At 40.3% G+C, this 18,374-nt stretch carries 16 protein-coding genes, 1 other RNA gene and 1 pseudogene; 15 read left to right on the top strand and 3 right to left on the bottom strand.

The features are described from left to right. Positions 1-136 precede the first annotated feature (136 nt). The 9 genes from ACIFPW_RS06245 to ACIFPW_RS06205 all read left to right on the top strand — a co-directional run bounded on the left by ACIFPW_RS06245 (position 137) and on the right by ACIFPW_RS06205 (position 10,187). Positions 137-2,434: a DEAD/DEAH box helicase gene (locus ACIFPW_RS06245; RefSeq protein ID WP_430242909.1), complete on the top strand. Its 2,298-nt coding sequence runs from the start codon at positions 137-139 to the stop codon at positions 2,432-2,434. Continuing rightward, positions 2,418-3,659: a ribonuclease H-like domain-containing protein gene (locus ACIFPW_RS06240; protein ID WP_430242906.1), complete on the top strand. Its 1,242-nt coding sequence runs from the start codon at positions 2,418-2,420 to the stop codon at positions 3,657-3,659. The genes ACIFPW_RS06245 and ACIFPW_RS06240 overlap by 17 nt, the downstream gene beginning before the upstream one ends. A 15-nt stretch (positions 3,660-3,674) precedes the next feature. Then, positions 3,675-5,579 carry a DUF294 nucleotidyltransferase-like domain-containing protein gene (locus ACIFPW_RS06235; protein WP_194221821.1) on the top strand — a complete coding sequence of 635 codons (1,905 nt, stop codon included), beginning with the start codon at positions 3,675-3,677 and terminating at the stop codon, positions 5,577-5,579. Between the two features lie 2 nt (positions 5,580-5,581). Then, a complete protein-coding gene (locus ACIFPW_RS06230) occupies positions 5,582-6,304 on the top strand; it encodes a 3'-5' exonuclease (RefSeq protein WP_283154155.1) in 723 nt (240 codons plus the stop codon). A 416-nt stretch (positions 6,305-6,720) separates the two neighbouring features. After that, positions 6,721-7,251, top strand: coding sequence for a CotD family spore coat protein (locus ACIFPW_RS06225; protein ID WP_194221819.1), 531 nt, complete (start codon positions 6,721-6,723; stop codon positions 7,249-7,251). A 55-nt stretch (positions 7,252-7,306) separates the two neighbouring features. After that, positions 7,307-7,882, top strand: coding sequence for an SLOG family protein (locus ACIFPW_RS06220; protein ID WP_430242902.1), 576 nt, complete (start codon positions 7,307-7,309; stop codon positions 7,880-7,882). Positions 7,883-7,972: 90 nt separating this feature from the next. Next, a complete protein-coding gene (gene gpsB, locus ACIFPW_RS06215; RefSeq protein WP_048309322.1) occupies positions 7,973-8,293 on the top strand; it encodes a cell division regulator GpsB in 321 nt (106 codons plus the stop codon). 147 nt (positions 8,294-8,440) lie between these two features. Beyond that, positions 8,441-8,836, top strand: an RNA gene (rnpB, locus tag ACIFPW_RS06210) — RNase P RNA component class B. A 208-nt stretch (positions 8,837-9,044) separates the two neighbouring features. Continuing rightward, positions 9,045-10,187 carry a THUMP domain-containing class I SAM-dependent RNA methyltransferase gene (locus ACIFPW_RS06205; protein WP_430242898.1) on the top strand — a complete coding sequence of 381 codons (1,143 nt, stop codon included), beginning with the start codon at positions 9,045-9,047 and terminating at the stop codon, positions 10,185-10,187. Between the two features lie 89 nt (positions 10,188-10,276). Here ACIFPW_RS06205 and ACIFPW_RS06200 read toward each other — a convergent pair whose 3' ends face one another. Then, a complete protein-coding gene (locus ACIFPW_RS06200; RefSeq protein ID WP_194221816.1) occupies positions 10,277-10,516 on the bottom strand; it encodes a hypothetical protein in 240 nt (79 codons plus the stop codon). Between the two features lie 135 nt (positions 10,517-10,651). Here ACIFPW_RS06200 and ACIFPW_RS06195 point away from each other — a divergent pair, with 135 nt between their 5' ends. Both ACIFPW_RS06195 and ACIFPW_RS06190 read left to right on the top strand, forming a co-directional pair. Next, positions 10,652-10,948, top strand: coding sequence for a hypothetical protein (locus tag ACIFPW_RS06195; RefSeq protein ID WP_430242895.1), 297 nt, complete (start codon positions 10,652-10,654; stop codon positions 10,946-10,948). A gap of 28 nt (positions 10,949-10,976) precedes the next feature. Further along, positions 10,977-11,252 carry a hypothetical protein gene (locus ACIFPW_RS06190; protein WP_430242892.1) on the top strand — a complete coding sequence of 92 codons (276 nt, stop codon included), beginning with the start codon at positions 10,977-10,979 and terminating at the stop codon, positions 11,250-11,252. Positions 11,253-11,348: 96 nt separating this feature from the next. Here the strand turns inward: ACIFPW_RS06190 and yppF are convergent, their stop codons facing one another. Further along, positions 11,349-11,555, bottom strand: coding sequence for a YppF family protein (yppF, locus tag ACIFPW_RS06185; RefSeq protein WP_194221813.1), 207 nt, complete (start codon positions 11,553-11,555; stop codon positions 11,349-11,351). A gap of 164 nt (positions 11,556-11,719) precedes the next feature. Between yppF and ACIFPW_RS06180 the strand changes: the two are divergent. Continuing rightward, a pseudogene (locus ACIFPW_RS06180) lies at positions 11,720-13,242 on the top strand (carboxypeptidase M32). 40 nt (positions 13,243-13,282) lie between these two features. Here ACIFPW_RS06180 and ACIFPW_RS06175 read toward each other — a convergent pair. Continuing rightward, positions 13,283-13,729, bottom strand: a complete 447-nt coding sequence (locus ACIFPW_RS06175; RefSeq protein WP_430242888.1) for a hypothetical protein — start codon at positions 13,727-13,729, stop codon at positions 13,283-13,285. Between the two features lie 142 nt (positions 13,730-13,871). Between ACIFPW_RS06175 and ACIFPW_RS06170 the strand changes: the two genes are divergently transcribed. The 3 genes from ACIFPW_RS06170 to ACIFPW_RS06160 all read left to right on the top strand — a co-directional run bounded on the left by ACIFPW_RS06170 (position 13,872) and on the right by ACIFPW_RS06160 (position 18,366). Continuing rightward, positions 13,872-15,503: a class I adenylate-forming enzyme family protein gene (locus ACIFPW_RS06170; protein ID WP_430242885.1), complete on the top strand. Its 1,632-nt coding sequence runs from the start codon at positions 13,872-13,874 to the stop codon at positions 15,501-15,503. A gap of 13 nt (positions 15,504-15,516) precedes the next feature. After that, positions 15,517-17,055, top strand: a complete 1,539-nt coding sequence (locus tag ACIFPW_RS06165; RefSeq protein ID WP_430242882.1) for an acyl-CoA carboxylase subunit beta — start codon at positions 15,517-15,519, stop codon at positions 17,053-17,055. A gap of 102 nt (positions 17,056-17,157) precedes the next feature. Next, positions 17,158-18,366, top strand: coding sequence for an acyl-CoA dehydrogenase (locus ACIFPW_RS06160; protein ID WP_430242879.1), 1,209 nt, complete (start codon positions 17,158-17,160; stop codon positions 18,364-18,366). Positions 18,367-18,374 lie beyond the last annotated feature (8 nt).

Raw genomic sequence — 18,374 nt, 5'->3', positions numbered from 1 at the left:
GATTATAATAGCATTGACGAAGGTTTTCGATTATTAGTTAGTAGGTAATGGAAAAGCTTTACTTTCAAATCAAAGCGGTATCCATTCGAACGCATATTCGCTACAATAGAAATAGAATAATTTTTGAGGTGATCGGATGGAAAGAAAAAAGAAACTGCCCCAGCTACTGGAGATGTTTCAGCAGGAGGAAAAGTATCGATCCAATATTGTTAATTGGAAAACGATTGAACCGAAAGAAGCTAAAACAGCGCCATATCCTGCAGAATTGCAGCCTGAGTTAAAGAAAGCACTAGAAGATAGAGGAGTGCAACAGCTATATACTCATCAGGCTACAGCATATGAAGAAGCTTCAAAGGGGAACAGTTTTGTCGCTGTTACACCAACCGCCTCTGGGAAAACTTTGTGCTATAACTTGCCTGTTTTGGATACGATCTTGAAGGATCCGTCAAGTCGGGCACTGTATTTATTTCCAACAAAAGCCCTTGCGCAAGATCAAAAAAGTGAAATAAATGAATTGATTGATGAAATGGAAGTGGATTTAAAAGGGTATACGTATGATGGGGACACTTCTCCAACCATTAGACAAATCGTTCGAAAAGCAGGGCACATTGTGATGACGAATCCAGATATGCTGCATTCTGCTATTCTCCCACACCATACGAAGTGGGTTTCTCTTTTTGAGAACCTTAAAGTGATTGTCATCGATGAGCTACATACGTATCGTGGTGTTTTCGGGAGTCACGTAGCCAATGTGATTCGAAGATTGAAAAGGATTTGTCAATTCTATGGGAGTAATCCCATATTTATTTGTACTTCGGCTACGATTGCGAATCCAAAAGAGCTTGCAGAGGAGCTTACTGGTGAAGGAATTACGTTAATTAATAACAATGGGGCTCCTACTGGACGAAAGCATTTTGTTCTTTATAATCCCCCTGTTGTAAATCAAGCCTTGAACATTAGACGATCGGCTACGCTTGAAGCACGAAACTTAGCGGCGGAACTATTAAAAAACAACATTCAAACAATTGTTTTCGCGCGTAGTCGTGTTCGGGTTGAGATCCTTCTCACATACTTACAGCAGCTAGAACAGCGTGAATTAGGACCGCGTTCCATTATGGGATATCGGGGTGGTTATTTACCGAAGCAGCGAAGGGAAATTGAAAGAGGACTTCGAAATGGAGACATTAAAGGCGTGGTAAGCACGAACGCCCTCGAACTTGGTGTGGACATTGGACAGCTTCAAGCGTGCGTACTGACAGGCTATCCAGGCACCATTGCGAGCACGTGGCAGCAGGCTGGACGTGCAGGTCGCCGTCAAGATGAGTCTGTTGTATTTGTTGTCGCTAGCTCTAGTCCGCTTGATCAATATATGATTACACATCCGGATTACTTTTTTGAACGGAACCCAGAAGAGGCGCGAGTGAATCCCAATAACTTAATTATTCTTGTAGATCATGTTAAATGTGCAGCGTATGAGCTTCCATTTCAACAAGGGGATACGTTTGGTGGGGAAGACATTGAGGATGTTCTTGAGTTTTTAACAGACGAACAGCTGCTTCATCATCGGGCAAATCGCTGGTTCTGGATGAACGATGCATTCCCGGCTCACAACGTAAGCCTTCGTTCTGCCTCGCAGGAAAATGTCGTTATTATTGATCAAACAACGGCTGCTAATGTAAAAGTCATTGGAGAAATGGACAGATTTAGTGCCATGACGCTTCTTCATGAAGAAGCGATTTACCTTCACCAGGGTGTGCAATATCAAGTGGAGCTTCTTGACTATGACGAGAAAAAAGCTTGGGTAAGGGAAGTTGATGTAGATTACTATACGGATGCTAATCTTGCTGTTCAACTGAAGGTTCTAGAAGAAGACAAGCATGAACCGCTCCCACACACCACAGCAACGTATGGAGAAGTTATGGTAAATGCTATGGCAACTATTTTTAAGAAAATTAAATTTGAAACTCACGAAAATATTGGATCAGGTCCGATTCACTTACCAGAAGAAGAGCTTCACACGAATGCTTGCTGGTTCGACTTTCCTGAAAGCTTTGTTCAAACAATGGGAGAAAATCGCTTAGAGGAAGGATTGTTAGGGCTTGGTAACGTTCTTCGTAACGTTGCTCCGCTGTTTGTCATGTGCGATGTATCGGACCTCCATGTGACACCACAAATCAAAGCTGTCCATTCAAACAAGCCTACCGTTTTCTTCTATGATCGCTACCCTGGGGGCATTGGGCTATCGGAGCGAGTTTACAAAGAGCTAGGGGTTATATTAGAAGAAGCCGAATCCATTGTTGTTAATTGTGAATGTGAAAGTGGCTGTCCTTCGTGTGTGGGCGTTTCCGGTGAAACGGGTGAGAATAGTAAGCAAACAGCCATCTATTTACTTGAATATTTAAGAGGTGAACATTCTGATGTCACTGAAAGCTAAATTAAATCGAATGAAAAAGCATATGAACTTGAACGAAGGAGAAGAAGTGGAAGCGAAAGTAGAGCAGCCGATTCACGAAGTGCCTCATTTGAACAAGTGGCGTGATTTAGATGCTCACCCGTTTTTCTTTGACGGAGAATATGCGCTAGTGAGAAAAAAACAGTATCCAACTTCCTATCAGCATGGACGTTACACTTTCCAAAAACTTGAGCAAGTTGTCGAACGCTGGAATCGTCACTATCGTGCACATCCACTCTCCTCAAAACACCTTCAGCCATCCGATTTATTGTTTTTTGATACAGAAACAACTGGCTTAGGAGGTGGGGTTGGAAATACTATCTTTCTACTTGGATATAGCCAGTATACAGAAGAAGGAATTTCTGTAAATCAGTATTTCTTGCCTGGCCCAGGTGCGGAAGTTCCGATGTATCAAGCTTTTTTAGAAGATGTAAAAGAATTGAAGAACCTAGTTACCTACAATGGCAAAGCGTTTGATTGGCCACAGGTGAAAACACGTCATACGCTTATTCGTGAACAAGTCCCGAAGTTACCGCAATTTGGTCATTTCGATCTGTTGCACGGAGCGAGGCGATTCTGGAAAAATGATATGGAGTCTGTTAGACTCGCGAACGTAGAAGAACAGCAGCTAGGTTTTGAACGGGAAGAAGATATTCCAGGCTATTTAGCTCCTATGCTTTATTTCGAGTTTGTAAAAGATCCAGATCCAGAGCTGATCGCAGGCGTGATGAAACACAATGAAGAAGATATCTTATCTTTAATCACGCTATATACTCGTTTGTCTAATCTCCTTCTTGATGTGGAAGGAAAGTCCTTAACAGCTGGTGAACAATACCAGTCTGCTCGATGGTGGGAAGCTGTTGGTGAAGAGGATCATGCTGCTTTACTATATGAAAAGACAACTGGTCGTCATGAACAGGACGCAAAAAAGGCGCTTGCACGGATATATAAGAAGCAGGATAACGTTCAAGAAGCCATCGAGATTTGGCTGACGCTATCACAATCCACAAATGATGAAGAGTGCGATATTGAATTAGCTAAATATTATGAGCATAAAGCGAAAGACTATGAGAAAGCCCTTCACTATGCTCTGTCTGCATACCAAAAGTGGAAAGAGAAGAAACGGATTCTTAAAGATAAAGAAGAGAACGAGCGGCTGCAATATATGAAGCGAATCGAGAGAATTGAGCAAAAAGCAGCTCGCTAACGATAGGAGGTTGTTATGCAGGATTTCTATGAAGTGTTGAAGAAAAAGGAACCATTTCATTCTTTGAGCGATGCTGAAATCGAAAGTCTAATGGAATCAGCACATTTCGCAACTTATCAAAAGGGTGAATTTTTATATCACGAAGATGAAGATACGAATACGCTTTATCTCCTCGTCTCAGGTATTGCTAAAAACATTGTGCACAAAGCGAATGGGCAACAAACGACAATGCGTTTCTACTATCCCGGAGATCTAGTTGGGCTCATGATTATGCTTACAGATGCGTCTATGACGTTTTCTGTTCAAGCTAATGAAGATTGCCAGGTGATTCGAATCAAAAAAGAAGTCATGCTAAAGATCATGACAGAAAACCCTGCCTTTTCACATAATGTTCTCGATACCATTGGTGAACGTATGAGAAGCCTCTATGATGAAATTAAGCAAGAGCGAGATCGGGAGGCCGATGGTGAAAACATCGCCTTGTATAGAACACGAGTGAGCGCGATTATGGATACGAAGGTGACGATCCCACCAACTTATACGGTATTAGAAACAGCTGAGCTCTTTCGAACGAAAAATTATGACGGTGTGATAGTAAGTGAAGATCGTGAAAGTGTTCTTGGTACAATAACACCGCTAGAGGTCATAAATGCACTTACAATGGGACAATTTCAAGATCCTATTCATAAGTGGATGTATCAAAAACCTAATATGGTAGAAGAGGATGCCTTTAGTTATGAAGCATTGGCGTACTTAAAATTTCACAAAGTCTCTTTGCTACCTGTTGTAAAGCGAGATCGTATTGTCGGTATGGTTTCAGCAAAATCTTTCTTAGGGATTCAGGAATCGGCCTATTTAGATCTGTCCTATCGACTATCACGAGCTAAAGAGCTTAATGAAATAATGAATCTTTCACCACCAATACATGAAGAATTCCGCTCATTTATTCAAGAGTTACTTGACGCAAATACGTTGGGTTATGAAATATGTGAGATGATGTCCAATTATAATGATGAAATGCATCGACGCATTATTTTACTTGCAGAGAAGGAAATGATCAGTGAGGGATATGGACGGGCGCCAGTGAACTTTTGCTTCATCGTTATGGGGAGCGAAGGGCGCAAAGAACAGGCTTTTAGTACAGATCAAGACAACGGACTTATTATTGATGATTATGAACACCTCGAGCATAAACAGGAAATTGAAACGTATTTCTCGATATTTGCAAAGAAAATCAATACGATGCTTACGACATGTGGTCTTCCTGAGTGTGAGGGTGGCATAATGGCGAAAAATGAGAAATGGAGACGCTCCCTTTCTAATTGGCAAACAGAAGTAAATCGTTGGATTACTGAAACAGATGCTGAAGAGATCCGGAATTTTACAATTTTTATGGATTTTCGTCCTGTTTACGGAGATTTTGATCTCGCACGAACATTAAGAAGTCGCATTACTGCGCGAATTAAGAAAGCTCAAACGCTTCAAATGCTGTTAATGAAGGATACGATTCGTTTTCGCGTGCCGTTAAATCCTCTTGGAAAGCTTCAACTTCGTGGAAAAGAAAAAACGCTTGATTTGAAAAAAGCTGCTATTATGCAAATCGTGAACGGTATTCGAATTTTTGCAATGAAATATGGAGTGGAAGAAGTTAATACAATTAAAAGGCTTCATGAGTTAAAGAAAAAAGAAATTTTTCATCATCGTGATGTGATCAATATCGAAACATCTCTTCATTACCTTTATACGTTCCGTGTTAGACAAAACCTTTATCAACTAGAAAAAGGGGTAGAGATTTCGAATCAAGTAAGGCCAATCGAATGGGAAAAAGAAGAGAGAAGGAAAATGAGGGAAGCGTTGCTTGTAGCAAAACGGATGCAGCAGGTAAGTGAATTAAGCTTTCGAAGGAATCGGAGTATTTAACAATGTCGTCCATAGGTTTGAAATTATTGCGCTATTATCTATATGATCGTGTGAAATGGCAGAAAAAGATCAAAAGGGACAAGGCTTTACCAGTTTATGATCGATTACAGGAGTCACTGTTATTATATCAAGAATCAAGCAGTCGATATTTTACTGTTTACGATCTCGAAACGACGGGTTTTTATCCAGCTATCGGGGATGAAGTTATTTCGATCGGTGCGGTGAAAATCGATCTTGTTGAAGGAAGGATTCTCGAGGAAACTTTCTATCGAATTGTTCGCCCTATTCATAAAGTACCGCGAGTTGTTAGACAGCTAACGGGTCTATCCATTGATGAAATAAGAGCGGGATGGACATTTATTGAAGCGTTTGAAGAATTTATGGCGTTTAGTAAAGGGACGACTCTTATTGCTCATCCCGTTAAATTTGATGTTTATTTTCTACAAACACTCGTTCAAAAATGGGGGTTGCCAGATTATTTACCACCTTATTTGGATTCGGAAGCACTGGCGAAGGAATTATTTCCTCGCAGTAATCCGCAGCTTGATTCGTTGATAAGGAAGTTGAATATTGAACGTCATGAACGTCATCATGCCCTAAACGACGCAAGAATGACAGCGGAACTCTGTTTGAAAATGTTTCACAAATTGGACATGAAAGACGGTCATGAACAAGAAATAAGACGGCGAATTGCCAGAGATAATCTCGTATTTGGTAGGAAATAGCTTCATTTTCCTAATTATTCCCCGGGCAAGCGCACAAAGAGATGATATTCGACGATTTCTTTTAGAAAACATGTAGAAACACCGTTTACAATTGTCGTCTCTTGTTGTAACTTTGAGTAGTATATTGAAGTTTCTGTTTTTTTAGAAAAGGATTCAGATTTGATGTAATGGAGAGATGGTAATTGAAGCAGGTCATTATGGTAATGTTTTTTATGGTAATTGCGTTAACAGTGGTCGTTATGAGTCAAATTAGTGAGTCGGCCCAGATTTATAGTGACAATGAAGTAGTCGTACAAAAATAGGCGTGGAAATTGCGTTTGTATTGAGGAAATAAGGACGAATACACAGTACATGTACATCGTGATCAACATAGGCTAGTAGGGAATTCACCAATTTAAGAAGGGGGAACCTACACTATGTTTCATAGACATCACCGCATGGGCCCGAATGGAAATATGCCAAACCAGGTAAGTCCAGCAATGCAGGGACCTAATGCGAATATGCCAAATCAAGTAAGTCCAGCAATGCAGGGTCCAAATGCGAATATGCCAAATCAGGTGAGTCCGGCCATGAAAGGCGGCATGCCAGGTCAGGTAAGTCCAGCAATGCAAGGTCCTGGAGGTCCATGTCCGACAAGTCCTGTTGTTTATCCGACAAAATGTTGTGTCAAGAATCACTATTATAAGCACAACGTAGATCATATTCATCCTACGCATATTAAAAACGTCCATCATCACATGTATGAGCACAATCATAGTTATCCTTTAACAGAGTCAGAGGAAGTGCTAGCTTCACACATGAACAATTATCCGCCACCACGCCCGACAGGCGCAATGCCGGCTGGATACGCACCTACTAATCCTTCCCAAGTAGCAGGAGCTATGCAAGGACCAAATGGCAATGGTATGCCAGGTCAAGTAAGTCCTGCTCAAAAAAGAAGAAAATAACGAAATAATGAAACGAACTGGTCTTCCAGTTCGTTTTTACATAGGAGGTGTCTAAGTGGCAAACGTTTTACTTGTTACTGGCTATAAGGCACACGAACTAGGAATATTTAACGACGATCATCCTGGACTTCCAATTATAAAGGCAGCCCTTCAGAGTCGCATGTCTCAGCTTATCGAAGAGAGAGATTTTGAGTGGATACTAATCAGTGGGCAAACTGGTGTTGAGCTCTGGGCTGCTGAAGTCGCACTTGATTTAAGAGAAATGTATCCCGATTTAAAGCTAGCCGTTTTAACGCCATTCCTAGATCAAGAAAGTAAATGGAAAGAGCCTACTCAAGAATTCTATCAAATGATCATGGGAGAAGCTGACTTTGTTGAATCAATCACAAGTCGACCTTACGAAAATCCAGGGCAATTGAAAGCAAAGAATGAATTTCTCGTTCGTAAGAGTCATGCTATGCTCGTATTATATGACGAAGATACGCCTGGTTCTCCTGATTATTACTTGAAAGAAGCAAAGAACAGACAGAGAACGGATGAAGGTTACGAAGTTTTTACCATCACACCTATTGACCTTGATTTATTAGAGCAGGATTTACGTGAAAGTAATCCCGATTTCTACAGTCAATAAGGAGAATAGAAGAGATTCCGATTGACAAGAGGAAGCTCTTTTGGAAGAATAAAATAAAGACAATAACTGCATACATACAGAGGTGATAAAATGGCAGAGCAACAACCGACTCAATTAACAGCTAAAGATATTCTTGAAAAAGATTTTAAAAGCGGATTTCGCGGTTATGATCAGGATGATGTCGACAAGTTTTTGGACGTAGTAATTAAAGATTATGAGCGTTTTGAAAATGACATTGAACAGCTGAGACAAGAGAATACGCGTCTTAGAAGAGAGATGGATCGTATGTCTGAGCAACAAAAGAGACAGCAGACGCGTTCTCAAACGCAGCCTGGAAATACCAATTATGATATCCTAAAACGACTATCAAACCTAGAGAAACACGTTTTCGGGAGTAAGCTGTACGAATAAACCACCAAACGGCGGTTTATTTTTTACAGTTTTAAAAATTTCAATTACCGTACTATATTAATAAAAATAAACATAACAATTCTTTAAGCAACCTTGCATCATTGTAGAATATAAGATATAATTGCTTTTGCTGTCCTAACAATGATAACGTTCGGGTAGTCGCTGTATGTCGCAATTAAGTGGCATGTAGAGGAAAGTCCATGCTCGCACGATCTGAGATGATCGTAGTGTTCGTGCCTGATGAAACAATAAGTCAGGGTAGTCCAATTGGGCTAACGGCGGGGAAACGGCCTAAGTTCTTCACGGATAAGGCCCGAATACTCTGAAAGTGCCACAGTGACGAAGTCTTAATGGAAACATTAAGAGTGGAACGAGGTAAACCCCACGAGCGAGAAACCCAAATTATGGTAGGGGAGCTTTCTTGAAGGAATTGAACGGAGAGAAAGCCAGGCGGTGAGGACGCGTCTGGAGATAGATGATTACCACCTGAGTACGAGGGGAGACCCGTTCGCAGTACGATGGAACAGAACATGGCTTACAGAACGTTATCATCTTTGATGAAAAGCCCTTAAGGGGCTTTTTTGTACGTTAAGGCTATGAATGCGCATGGATTGGAAAGCATAATAAAAAGACTTAAAAGAATACATTCTCTCCTCCACGCGAAATAGGTCTAACATGAAACAATTTATTTTTGTATGATAATAGGGTAAACCTACGTTACATAAAAGAGCAAAAGATTGGAGTGGGTAAAATGGCGAAAATGGAACTAATTGCAACGGCCACCATGGGGCTCGAATCATTGGTTGCTCGTGAAGTAAAGGATCTTGGTTTTGAAAATGTACGTGTCGATAACGGAAAAGTCACTTATGAAAGTGATGAAATTGGAATCTGTCGATCGAACTACTGGTTAAGAACAGCTGACAGGGTTAAGCTTAAAGTCGGGGAATTCAAAGTAACGACATTTGATGAGCTTTTCGAAGCAACGAAAGCACTCCCGTGGGGAGATTTACTACCCGAAAATGCTGAGTTTCCCGTAAGTGGTCGATCTGTAAAGTCGACATTATATAGTGTTCCGGACTGCCAGGCGATTGTCAAAAAAGCGATCGTAGAGAGCATGAAGGAAAAATATAACGTTTCGTGGTTTGATGAAGATGGACCACTATTTAAAATCGAAGTTGCGATTCACAAGGATACGGCTATTCTTACAATTGATACGAGTGGCAAAGGCTTGCACCGTAGAGGGTACAGGTACCTCCATAGTGCAGCTCCACTTAAGGAAACTATGGCAGCAGCAATGGTGATGCTAACGAATTGGAATGCAGATAAACCATTCATGGATCCATTCTGTGGATCAGGAACTCTTCCAATTGAAGCAGCTATGATCGGCCAAAACATCGCACCCGGTTTTAATCGAGAATTTGCTTCTGAAGATTGGGAGTGGATCGGGAAGAAGCGCTGGGAAGAAGCTATGATTGAAGCGGAGGACCTTGCAAATTACGATCAACCTCTTCACATTTTTGGTAGCGACCTTGACCCTAAAATGGTCGACCTTTCTAAGAATAATGCTCTTGAAGCTGGATTTGGAGATATGATTCAATTTAAGCAGATGCAAGTTACGGATGTTAGCTCTAAGTTTGAGTATGGTACTCTCATCGGAAACCCACCGTATGGTGAGCGTCTTGGTGAAAGAGAAGAAGTGGAAGACATGTATCGAAAGATGGGAAAAGCCTTCCGTGAGCGTCTTGATACATGGTCTGTTTATATTCTAACTTCACATCCTCGCTTCCAAGAAGTTTATGGAAAGAAATCAACAAAGAACCGCAAACTCTACAATGGTGATATCAAAACGCATTACTATCAATACTTTGGACCGAGACCGCCAAAGAAAGATTAATATAATAAGACTGTAAAAAACACCTCTCTAGTGACGAGAGGTGTTTTAATTTGGATTTTTTGATAGTAATTATCTTTTATAACAGGTCATTATACTTTTTCAACAACATAAGCACGTTTATCCCGAAAGTACTTCTCACCTTCATCAGAAGAATGTTCAAAAAAACCTTCCACTTCATGGGTCACCTTATACTCACGTTCCGGATCAGAAAAAAGTTGTGAAGCATTACTTGAAAGTAAAAGAACATCCGTCGTTGATACAAAGCTATCCAGTTCTTTGGCGGTATAGTGTTCACCTGGTTTTAGCGTATTGATTCGATGTTGTCTCATTTTCATTTTTCCTCCCCTTAACTTATGATGTACTTATTTGTTCCCACGTCTAATAGACATTTAAACGGAATAATATGTATATGGTATAAAAGAGCTAAAGAAACAAGAGAGGGGTGAAATGAATGAAAAAAAACTATGTCTATTATCATCGTCGTATTAGGGTTCGTAATGTTTCATACAAATCCTAATCAGACTGATTATAGTAGGTGGGTAGGGGATCAACTTAAAAAAGACCAAAATGCGCTTATGGAAATAGGCGTCGATTTGGCTGTCATTCCATATGTTGAAGCAAATACCACTAGAACGAATATGTACGTGTTTTCTGTATATCGAACAAAGTTATGGAATGATAAAGAAATAGTAGCTTATGGATTATTTCATCATTTTTACATAAATAAAGAAAAATTAGAAATTATTATAGACGAATCATAAAATATCGTGTATTCTTTCCGGGTCGGGAATGACGGAAGGAGGGTTTACAATCGAGTTTATTGGTCTTATTGTACCTATTGCAGTCGCCATATTTCTAATAATGGACGCTCCAAAGCATGATAAGAATCCCTGGTTATGGGGAGTATTAGGATTCCTATTTACATTTCTTACACTTGGAATTTATCTACTTAAAACGGGACGTAAAGTGGCTGGGTGGATTTTTATAGCGCTTTCTTTATTATCAATTATTGCAACAATTGCCCTTATTGGTCTGGTGATTGCAATTATTATGAATGCCGTATAAAGAAGTTTGGAAATGTAGAAAAGCCATGGGCAGCATTGCCCATGGCTTTTCATGTACGTATCATTAGTAACTTATGGTAGGATAGAACAAGAGGGATTAAAAGGCTTTCATTTCTTCATGCGTGAAGTACTCTGGTTTCTTTGCGCCTTGTGAGTGGAGCTCTTTAAAATAGGTTTGATACTCATATAAAGAAATCGAACCTTGTAAATAATTCACCTGGATAAAGTCGAGTAGTTCGTCTGCACTAGCAGGCTTTCTTCCTTTTACTTGATCAAATGTGTTTATCAGATTTTGAATTGACATCTGAATCCCTCCTTGAACTATTGAGCTTATCCAAAGGATAACATGAGATAGTTCATATCCATTATTTTAGAATTTTTTAACTTCCGACAAATCCTTACATAGTTAAACGAGATATGTCGAATTTATTGTTATGAAGGAAATTACTTTTTAAGGAGTTGAACGATTTGGCAACAGAAATCAAACAAACCGAGCAGGAATTTTTAAATTATGTAAAGAAAATGACGAGTTTTAATGAAGCGATTGGGGTTATGTATTGGGATCTCCGCACTGGCGCACCAAAAAAGGTGCTGAACAGCGCTCTGAGGTTATTGGAATGATGTCTTCTGAAGTTTTTGAAATGTCGGTATCTCCTGAAATGAAGGGGTATCTTGATGAGCTTACAAAGGAAGACCAGCAAACTGAATTAAGTGAAATCACTCGTAAAACGGTAGAAGAGTGCCGTAAAGACTACGATCGGAACATAAAAATTCCTGCAGAAGAGTACTCTGAATATGTCATTTTAAGTTCGAAAGCAGAGACGATCTGGGAAGAAGCGAAGGAAAAAGCTGACTTCGAATTGTTTAGACCGTATCTCGAAAAGCTTGTGGCATTTAATCAGAAATTTGTCGAATATTGGGGATACGATGAAAATAAATATGATACGCTGCTTGACCTATTTGAACCAGGTGTAACAGTGAAAATGATTGATCGCGTATTTAACCAACTTAGAGAACATATTGTGCCACTTGTACAACAAGTTGTTAATGCGAGTGATCAGCCTAAAACTGACTTTTTGTTTGAACATTTCCCACAAGATAAGCAACAAGCCTTCAGTATGGAAGTATTGAGGAAAATGGGGTATGACTTTGACGCTGGTCGTCTTGATACGACGGTTCATCCATTTGCAACTGGACTAAATCCTGGTGATGTGCGTGTTACGACGAAGTATGATGAAGGTGATTTTCGCACAGCAGTATTTGGTACGATTCATGAGGGTGGTCATGCTTTATACGAACAGAATTTATCACCCAAATTGATTGGCACGCCTTTATGTACTGGTACGTCTATGGGGATTCACGAATCACAGTCTCTTTTCTGGGAAAACTTCGTGGGTCGTCATCAATCATTTTGGAAAAACAATTACGACAAGCTTAAAAGCTATTCAACTGGACAGTTTAATGATGTTTCATTAGAAGATTATTACCGTGCCATTAACGTTGCAGGTCCTTCTTTGATTCGAATTGAAGCAGATGAAATGACGTATGCGCTGCATATCGTGGTTCGTTACGAAATTGAAAAAGGATTGATTAATGGAGAAATTGAAGTGAAGGATTTGCCAACGATCTGGAACGAAAAAATGGAGGAGTATTTAGGCATTACTCCAGATAACGATGCGGTCGGCGTTCTTCAGGATGTCCACTGGTCAGGTGGCTCATTTGGTTATTTCCCTTCCTATGCGCTAGGTTACATTTATGCGGCTCAAATTAAGAATGCTATGTTAAAAGACATCCCACAATTTGATGAGCTATTAGAACAGGGTGACTTGGTGCCTATTAAAGAATGGTTAACAGAAAACATCCATCAGTACGGTAAGCTAAAGCAACCAATTGATATTATTAAAGACATTACTGGCGAAGGGCTAAATGCTGAATATTTGATTCAATATCTTGAAGAGAAGTATTCACAAGTTTATCACCTGCAAAGATAATAGATGAAAAATCCTGCCGGCATGGCAGGATTTTTTTCAATTAATCTGTCGATAGAGCTTCATATTCGTTTTCATTAACACCAACGAATCCATTAAGAATGACCGCAGCAAATAGTGGAGTACGCTCTTTCAATTCTTCTACTGTATATAGGCCTGAGAAATATTGAACGATTAACCCATCAATCATCGCTACAAATGCGCTAACGCCTTCACGGTAGTGAAGTGGCCAATATTCTTTGTCTGGATCGAGCGCCATAAATCGATCTCTTAGATATAGGAGCATTTCGTCAAAAGCTCTTTTAAATTCTTCTGGTTCTTGATTCTGAGCTTGTTTTCCCATTTCTTCCGTTAGTTTAGGAAGGTTCTGTTCGTTGTAGTCCATTGAGCCATATATGAAATTCTCTACAAATTCTGGAACGGTTTCACCTTTGCAGTCATCGGTGAATTTTTCATATTCTTGTGTGAGCTGGTATAAGTTTTTATTCATCTTCATTCTTCCTTTCAAAGTGATAAAACACTATTTCCCAATTTTATCTATGTAAAACATGAATTTTATATTGAATAGTGAGAACGGCTACATGTATGATAAACGAAAGACATACCATACGGTCAGTATGAAGGAGGCTATTATGAAAAAAATGAAAACGAGTTGGCCAGAAGCTGTTCCAGTAACGTTAGAATACTTAAATGGGAAAAAGCCGCTTCATGAATATCTTGCATTAAATGCCGAAGTTTCACCAAATCAAACAGCAATCCATTACTATGGTTACGAATTGACATGGAAGGAATGGAATGAGCGATCAAATCAATTGGCTAATTATTTGGCAAGGATAGGGGTAACGAAAGGCGATCACGTGGCAGTATTTATGCAAAACTGTCCGCAATATCTTATTTCCCATTATGCGATCCAAAAGCTCGGGGCAGTTGTTGTACCATTAAACCCAATGTATAAATCATCAGAGCTTTCATATTTAATAAGCGAAGGAGATATCAAAGGTATCGTATCTGGCCTAGAACTGTTGCCAATGCTTCACGAAATGGAAGATAGTCTCTCCTTTATTGTTACGGTTTCTTATCAATCACTTATTCAGCAGGAAAATCTCTCTCTCGTACCGCAAGAATTACTTAACTCCGAGGAAGCCTCAAGGTTTACGACTCTTGAATCACTTTTTGAAACAGAATCGAATCTATTTCAGTCTGCTAATGTTCAATTAGATGAGGTTTCTCTGATGGTGTTTACATCTGGCACAACAGGAAGACCGAAAGCAGCTATGTTAACTTATGAAAACGTTTTATATAAAAGCGTTGCCACAATGACATGTAATCAAGTAGGGGAAGGTGAAAAGCTACTGACCAATGCCCCGTTATGTCATATTGCTGGAATGGTTATGGGCGTCAATCTTCCAGTTTATAGTGGCAATGAAACGGTGTTACTAAGTCGATTTGACCCAGAAACCGTAGTTCGTACAATTGAGGATCATCGTATTACAATGTGGTATAGCATTGCTCCAATGAATGGAGCGATCATGCAAATACCAAATATTGAACAGCGTGATTTTACTTCCCTTCGACTAAACCTAGCGACGAGTTTTGGGCTCCAAGTAACTGAAAAACTAGCAAATCAATGGAAAGAAATAACGGGCGGTTTGCTTTATGAAGCTTCTTATGGATTGAGTGAGACACATACATGTGACACTTTTATGCCAAAAGAAAACATTAAGTATGGGAGTTGTGGCATTCCGATTCATCATACTACCATTAAAATCGTCGGTCTTGAGAGTGGGGATGAGCTACCACCTTATGAAGAAGGAGAAATTATTATTCAAAGCCCTGGTGTGTTTAAAGGTTACTACAATCGACCCGAAGAGACTGCGGCTACGCTTAAAAACGGATGGGTTCATACAGGCGACATTGGTCACCTTGATGAAGAAGGATATTTGTATTTTAAAGGTCGAGTAAAAGAAATGATAAAGAGCTCAGGATATAGCGTTTTTCCAGAAGATGTAGAAGCACTAATGAATGAACATCCAGCCATTATGCAAACAGCTGTTATCGGAATACCTGATCAGCAAAAAGGAGAAATCATTAAAGCTGTCATTGTCCTTGACCCTAACGATTCAAATCGATCTATAGAAGAATTATTAGCATGGGCGAAAGCTCATATGGCAGCTTATAAAGCACCAAAAGTGATTGAAATTCGAAAGAGCTTACCCGCAACATCTTCAGGTAAAGTGTTGAGAAGACTGTTAAAAGATAGATAAGGAGAGTGAGATTATGGAGAATATTGTAGAAGAGTTAAAGAATCGTAGAGTTTTTGCAGAGCGTATGGGGGGACAACATAAAATCGACGCGCTTCATGCAAAAGGTAAAAAGACAGCTAGGGAGCGAATTGCCCTACTAGTTGATGAAGGGTCCTTTCTTGAACTTGGTAAATTAACCTCGTCTGATATTCCAGGACTCGAGGAAAAAAGTCCAGGTGACGGTGTGATCTGTGGAGTTGCTCGGGTAGATGGACGCCCGGTAGTAGTTCAAGCTGGTGATAAAACAGTATTTGCAGGTACAGAAGGTGCTGTCCATATTCGAAAAACAAAAGCTGCTCATGCGTATGCATTAAAGAGAGGTTTACCATTAGTTAATTTAAGTGAAGGGGGAGGTCTCCGAATGCCAGATGGAATGGGCTCTGATGGTATTAGTGATAAGCTTTTCCCTCAAGAAATGTTAATGCATCATCGTGAAGTTCCGATGGTCACAGCGATTTTAGGTGATAGTTTCGGAGGACCAACATGGCTAGCGGTGTCTTCGGATTTTGTGACACAGCTGAATGGGACGTGCATGGGGGTAGCTGGTCCAAGAATGCTTGAGATTGCAACTGGAGAGAAAATAACAGAGAATCAGCTAGGAGGTGTTGAAATTCATCATAAGCACACAGGTCAGATTGATCAATCTGCAGACTCGGAAGAGGAATGCATTGATCAATTGAAGTTATTCTTAAGCTATCTTCCTTCGCATAGTGAAGAGGAACCACCATTATGTCACAATGAGGATTCGCTCGAAAGGCGAGTTGATCAGCTACTTTCAATTGTTCCAGAGAAACGGAATCGTGCGTATAACATGAAAAAGGTGTTGAAAGAGTTAGTCGATAACGGGGAGTTCTTTGAACTTAAACCCGAGTTTGGACCTGCTCTCTTAACTGTTCTATCAAGAATAGGAGGAAGGACAGTAGGGGTTATTGCAAATCAACCGATGAAATATGCAGGTGCTGCTGGTGTACAGGAATGTGAAAAGGCGACTGATTTTATCTGTATGTGTGATTCATTTCATATACCTTTGATTTTCCTTCACGACATTCCAGGGTTCCGAGTAAGTTCCGAAGCAGAAAAGGGAAAAATCCCGACGAAAATTATGATGTGGAATCAGGCTCTAGCGCAGTCCACGGTTCCGAAACTTTCCGTAGTCATCAGAAAAAGTGTAGGGGCAGCTTACGGGAATATGTGTGGCCCAACAATGGGAGCGGATTTTGTCGTCGCCTGGCCATCAGCAGAAATTAATTTTACTGGACCAGAAGTTGGTGTGAATGTCGTTTATGGCAGAGAATTAATGCAATCTGAAAATCCGAAACAGGATCGAGAGAAGCTTTTAGAGAAATGGAGCTTTGATAGTTCTCCTTATAAAGCAGCCGCGAAGCATTTAATCGATGATGTCATTGATCCAGGTGAAACGCGGGTGTTTCTTGCCAGAACCCTTGAACTGGCGTGTTATAAAAACGGTTCAAAAAGCAATAGAAATTTAGCTAATTGGCCAACAGGATTTTAAATTTTAACATTTGTATTGAATATTTTGAATAATAAATTTATACTTATTACAAGAACATACCAACCGGTTAGTTAGATAACTGGTAAAAGGAGCCAACAAATGATGAATTTCGACTATTCAGAGCATTGCTTATCGTATCTTGAAAAATTAACGGCATTTATGGATGAGAATGTATACCCCAATGAAAAAGTCTATGAAGAACAGCTTTCAGCGCAAGATAGTAGGTGGTCTGCCATTCCACCAATTATGGAAGAGTTAAAACAGAAAGCGAAAGATGCTGGATTATGGAATCTTTTTCTTCCAGATAGTGAGTATGGCGCAGGTCTTACCAATGCTGAATATGCTCCTCTTTGTGAAGTAATGGGGCGTTCTATGATTGGGCCTGAAGTATTTAACTGTGCGGCACCTGACACTGGAAATATGGAAGTATTAGTCCGTTACGGAACAGCGGAGCAAAAGAAACAATGGCTTGAACCTCTTCTTTCTGGGGATATCCGCTCCTGCTTCTCAATGACAGAACCTGATGTTGCGTCATCTGATGCTACAAATATTCAAGCACGAATCGAACGTGATGGTGATGAGTACGTTATCAACGGAACAAAGTGGTGGTCGTCAGGTGCAGGTGACCCTAGGTGCAAAATTGCTATTGTAATGGGCAAAAACAATCCGAACGCATCAAAGCACGAACAGCAGTCGATGATTCTTGTTCCTCTTGATACGAAAGGCGTTACAATAAAACGTGTTCTTCCTGTCTTTGGGTATGACCACGCACCGCACGGACATGCTGAAATTGAATATAAAGATGTTCGAGTACCTGCTACAAACATGCTATGGGAAGAAGGAAAAGGTTTTGCAATTGCTCAAGGGCGACTTGGTCCTGGTCGAATTCATCACTGTATGAGATTAATCGGTACGGCAGAGCGCGCACTTGAAGATTTATGTAAGCGCGTACAAGAACGAGAAGCGTTCGGGAAGAAAATATCTGAGCAAGGTGTTGTTCGAGAATGGATCGCTGATTCTCGTATTGAAATTGAACAGGCAAGACTTCTTACCTTAAAAGCGGCATATATGATGGATACAGTTGGGAACAAAGAAGCGAAAGCAGAAATTGCGATGATCAAAGTAGTGGCTCCTAATATGGCGCTTCGTGTTATTGATCGCGCTATCCAAGCTTTTGGCGGTGCTGGAGTTAGTGATGATTATACGCTAGCTGCTCACTGGGCTAATGCGAGAACGCTAAGACTGGCTGATGGTCCGGATGAAGTGCATCGTAGCGCAGTAGCAAGACAAGAATTGAAGAAGTATAGATAACGAGGGGG

The sequence above is a fragment of the Pseudalkalibacillus sp. NRS-1564 genome, assembly GCF_050467905.1.
Lineage (GTDB): Bacteria > Bacillota > Bacilli > Bacillales > Guptibacillaceae > Guptibacillus > Guptibacillus hwajinpoensis_B.
The sequence above is the reverse complement of the archived record's forward strand: the minus strand, read 5'-3'. Positions and strand labels throughout refer to the sequence as shown.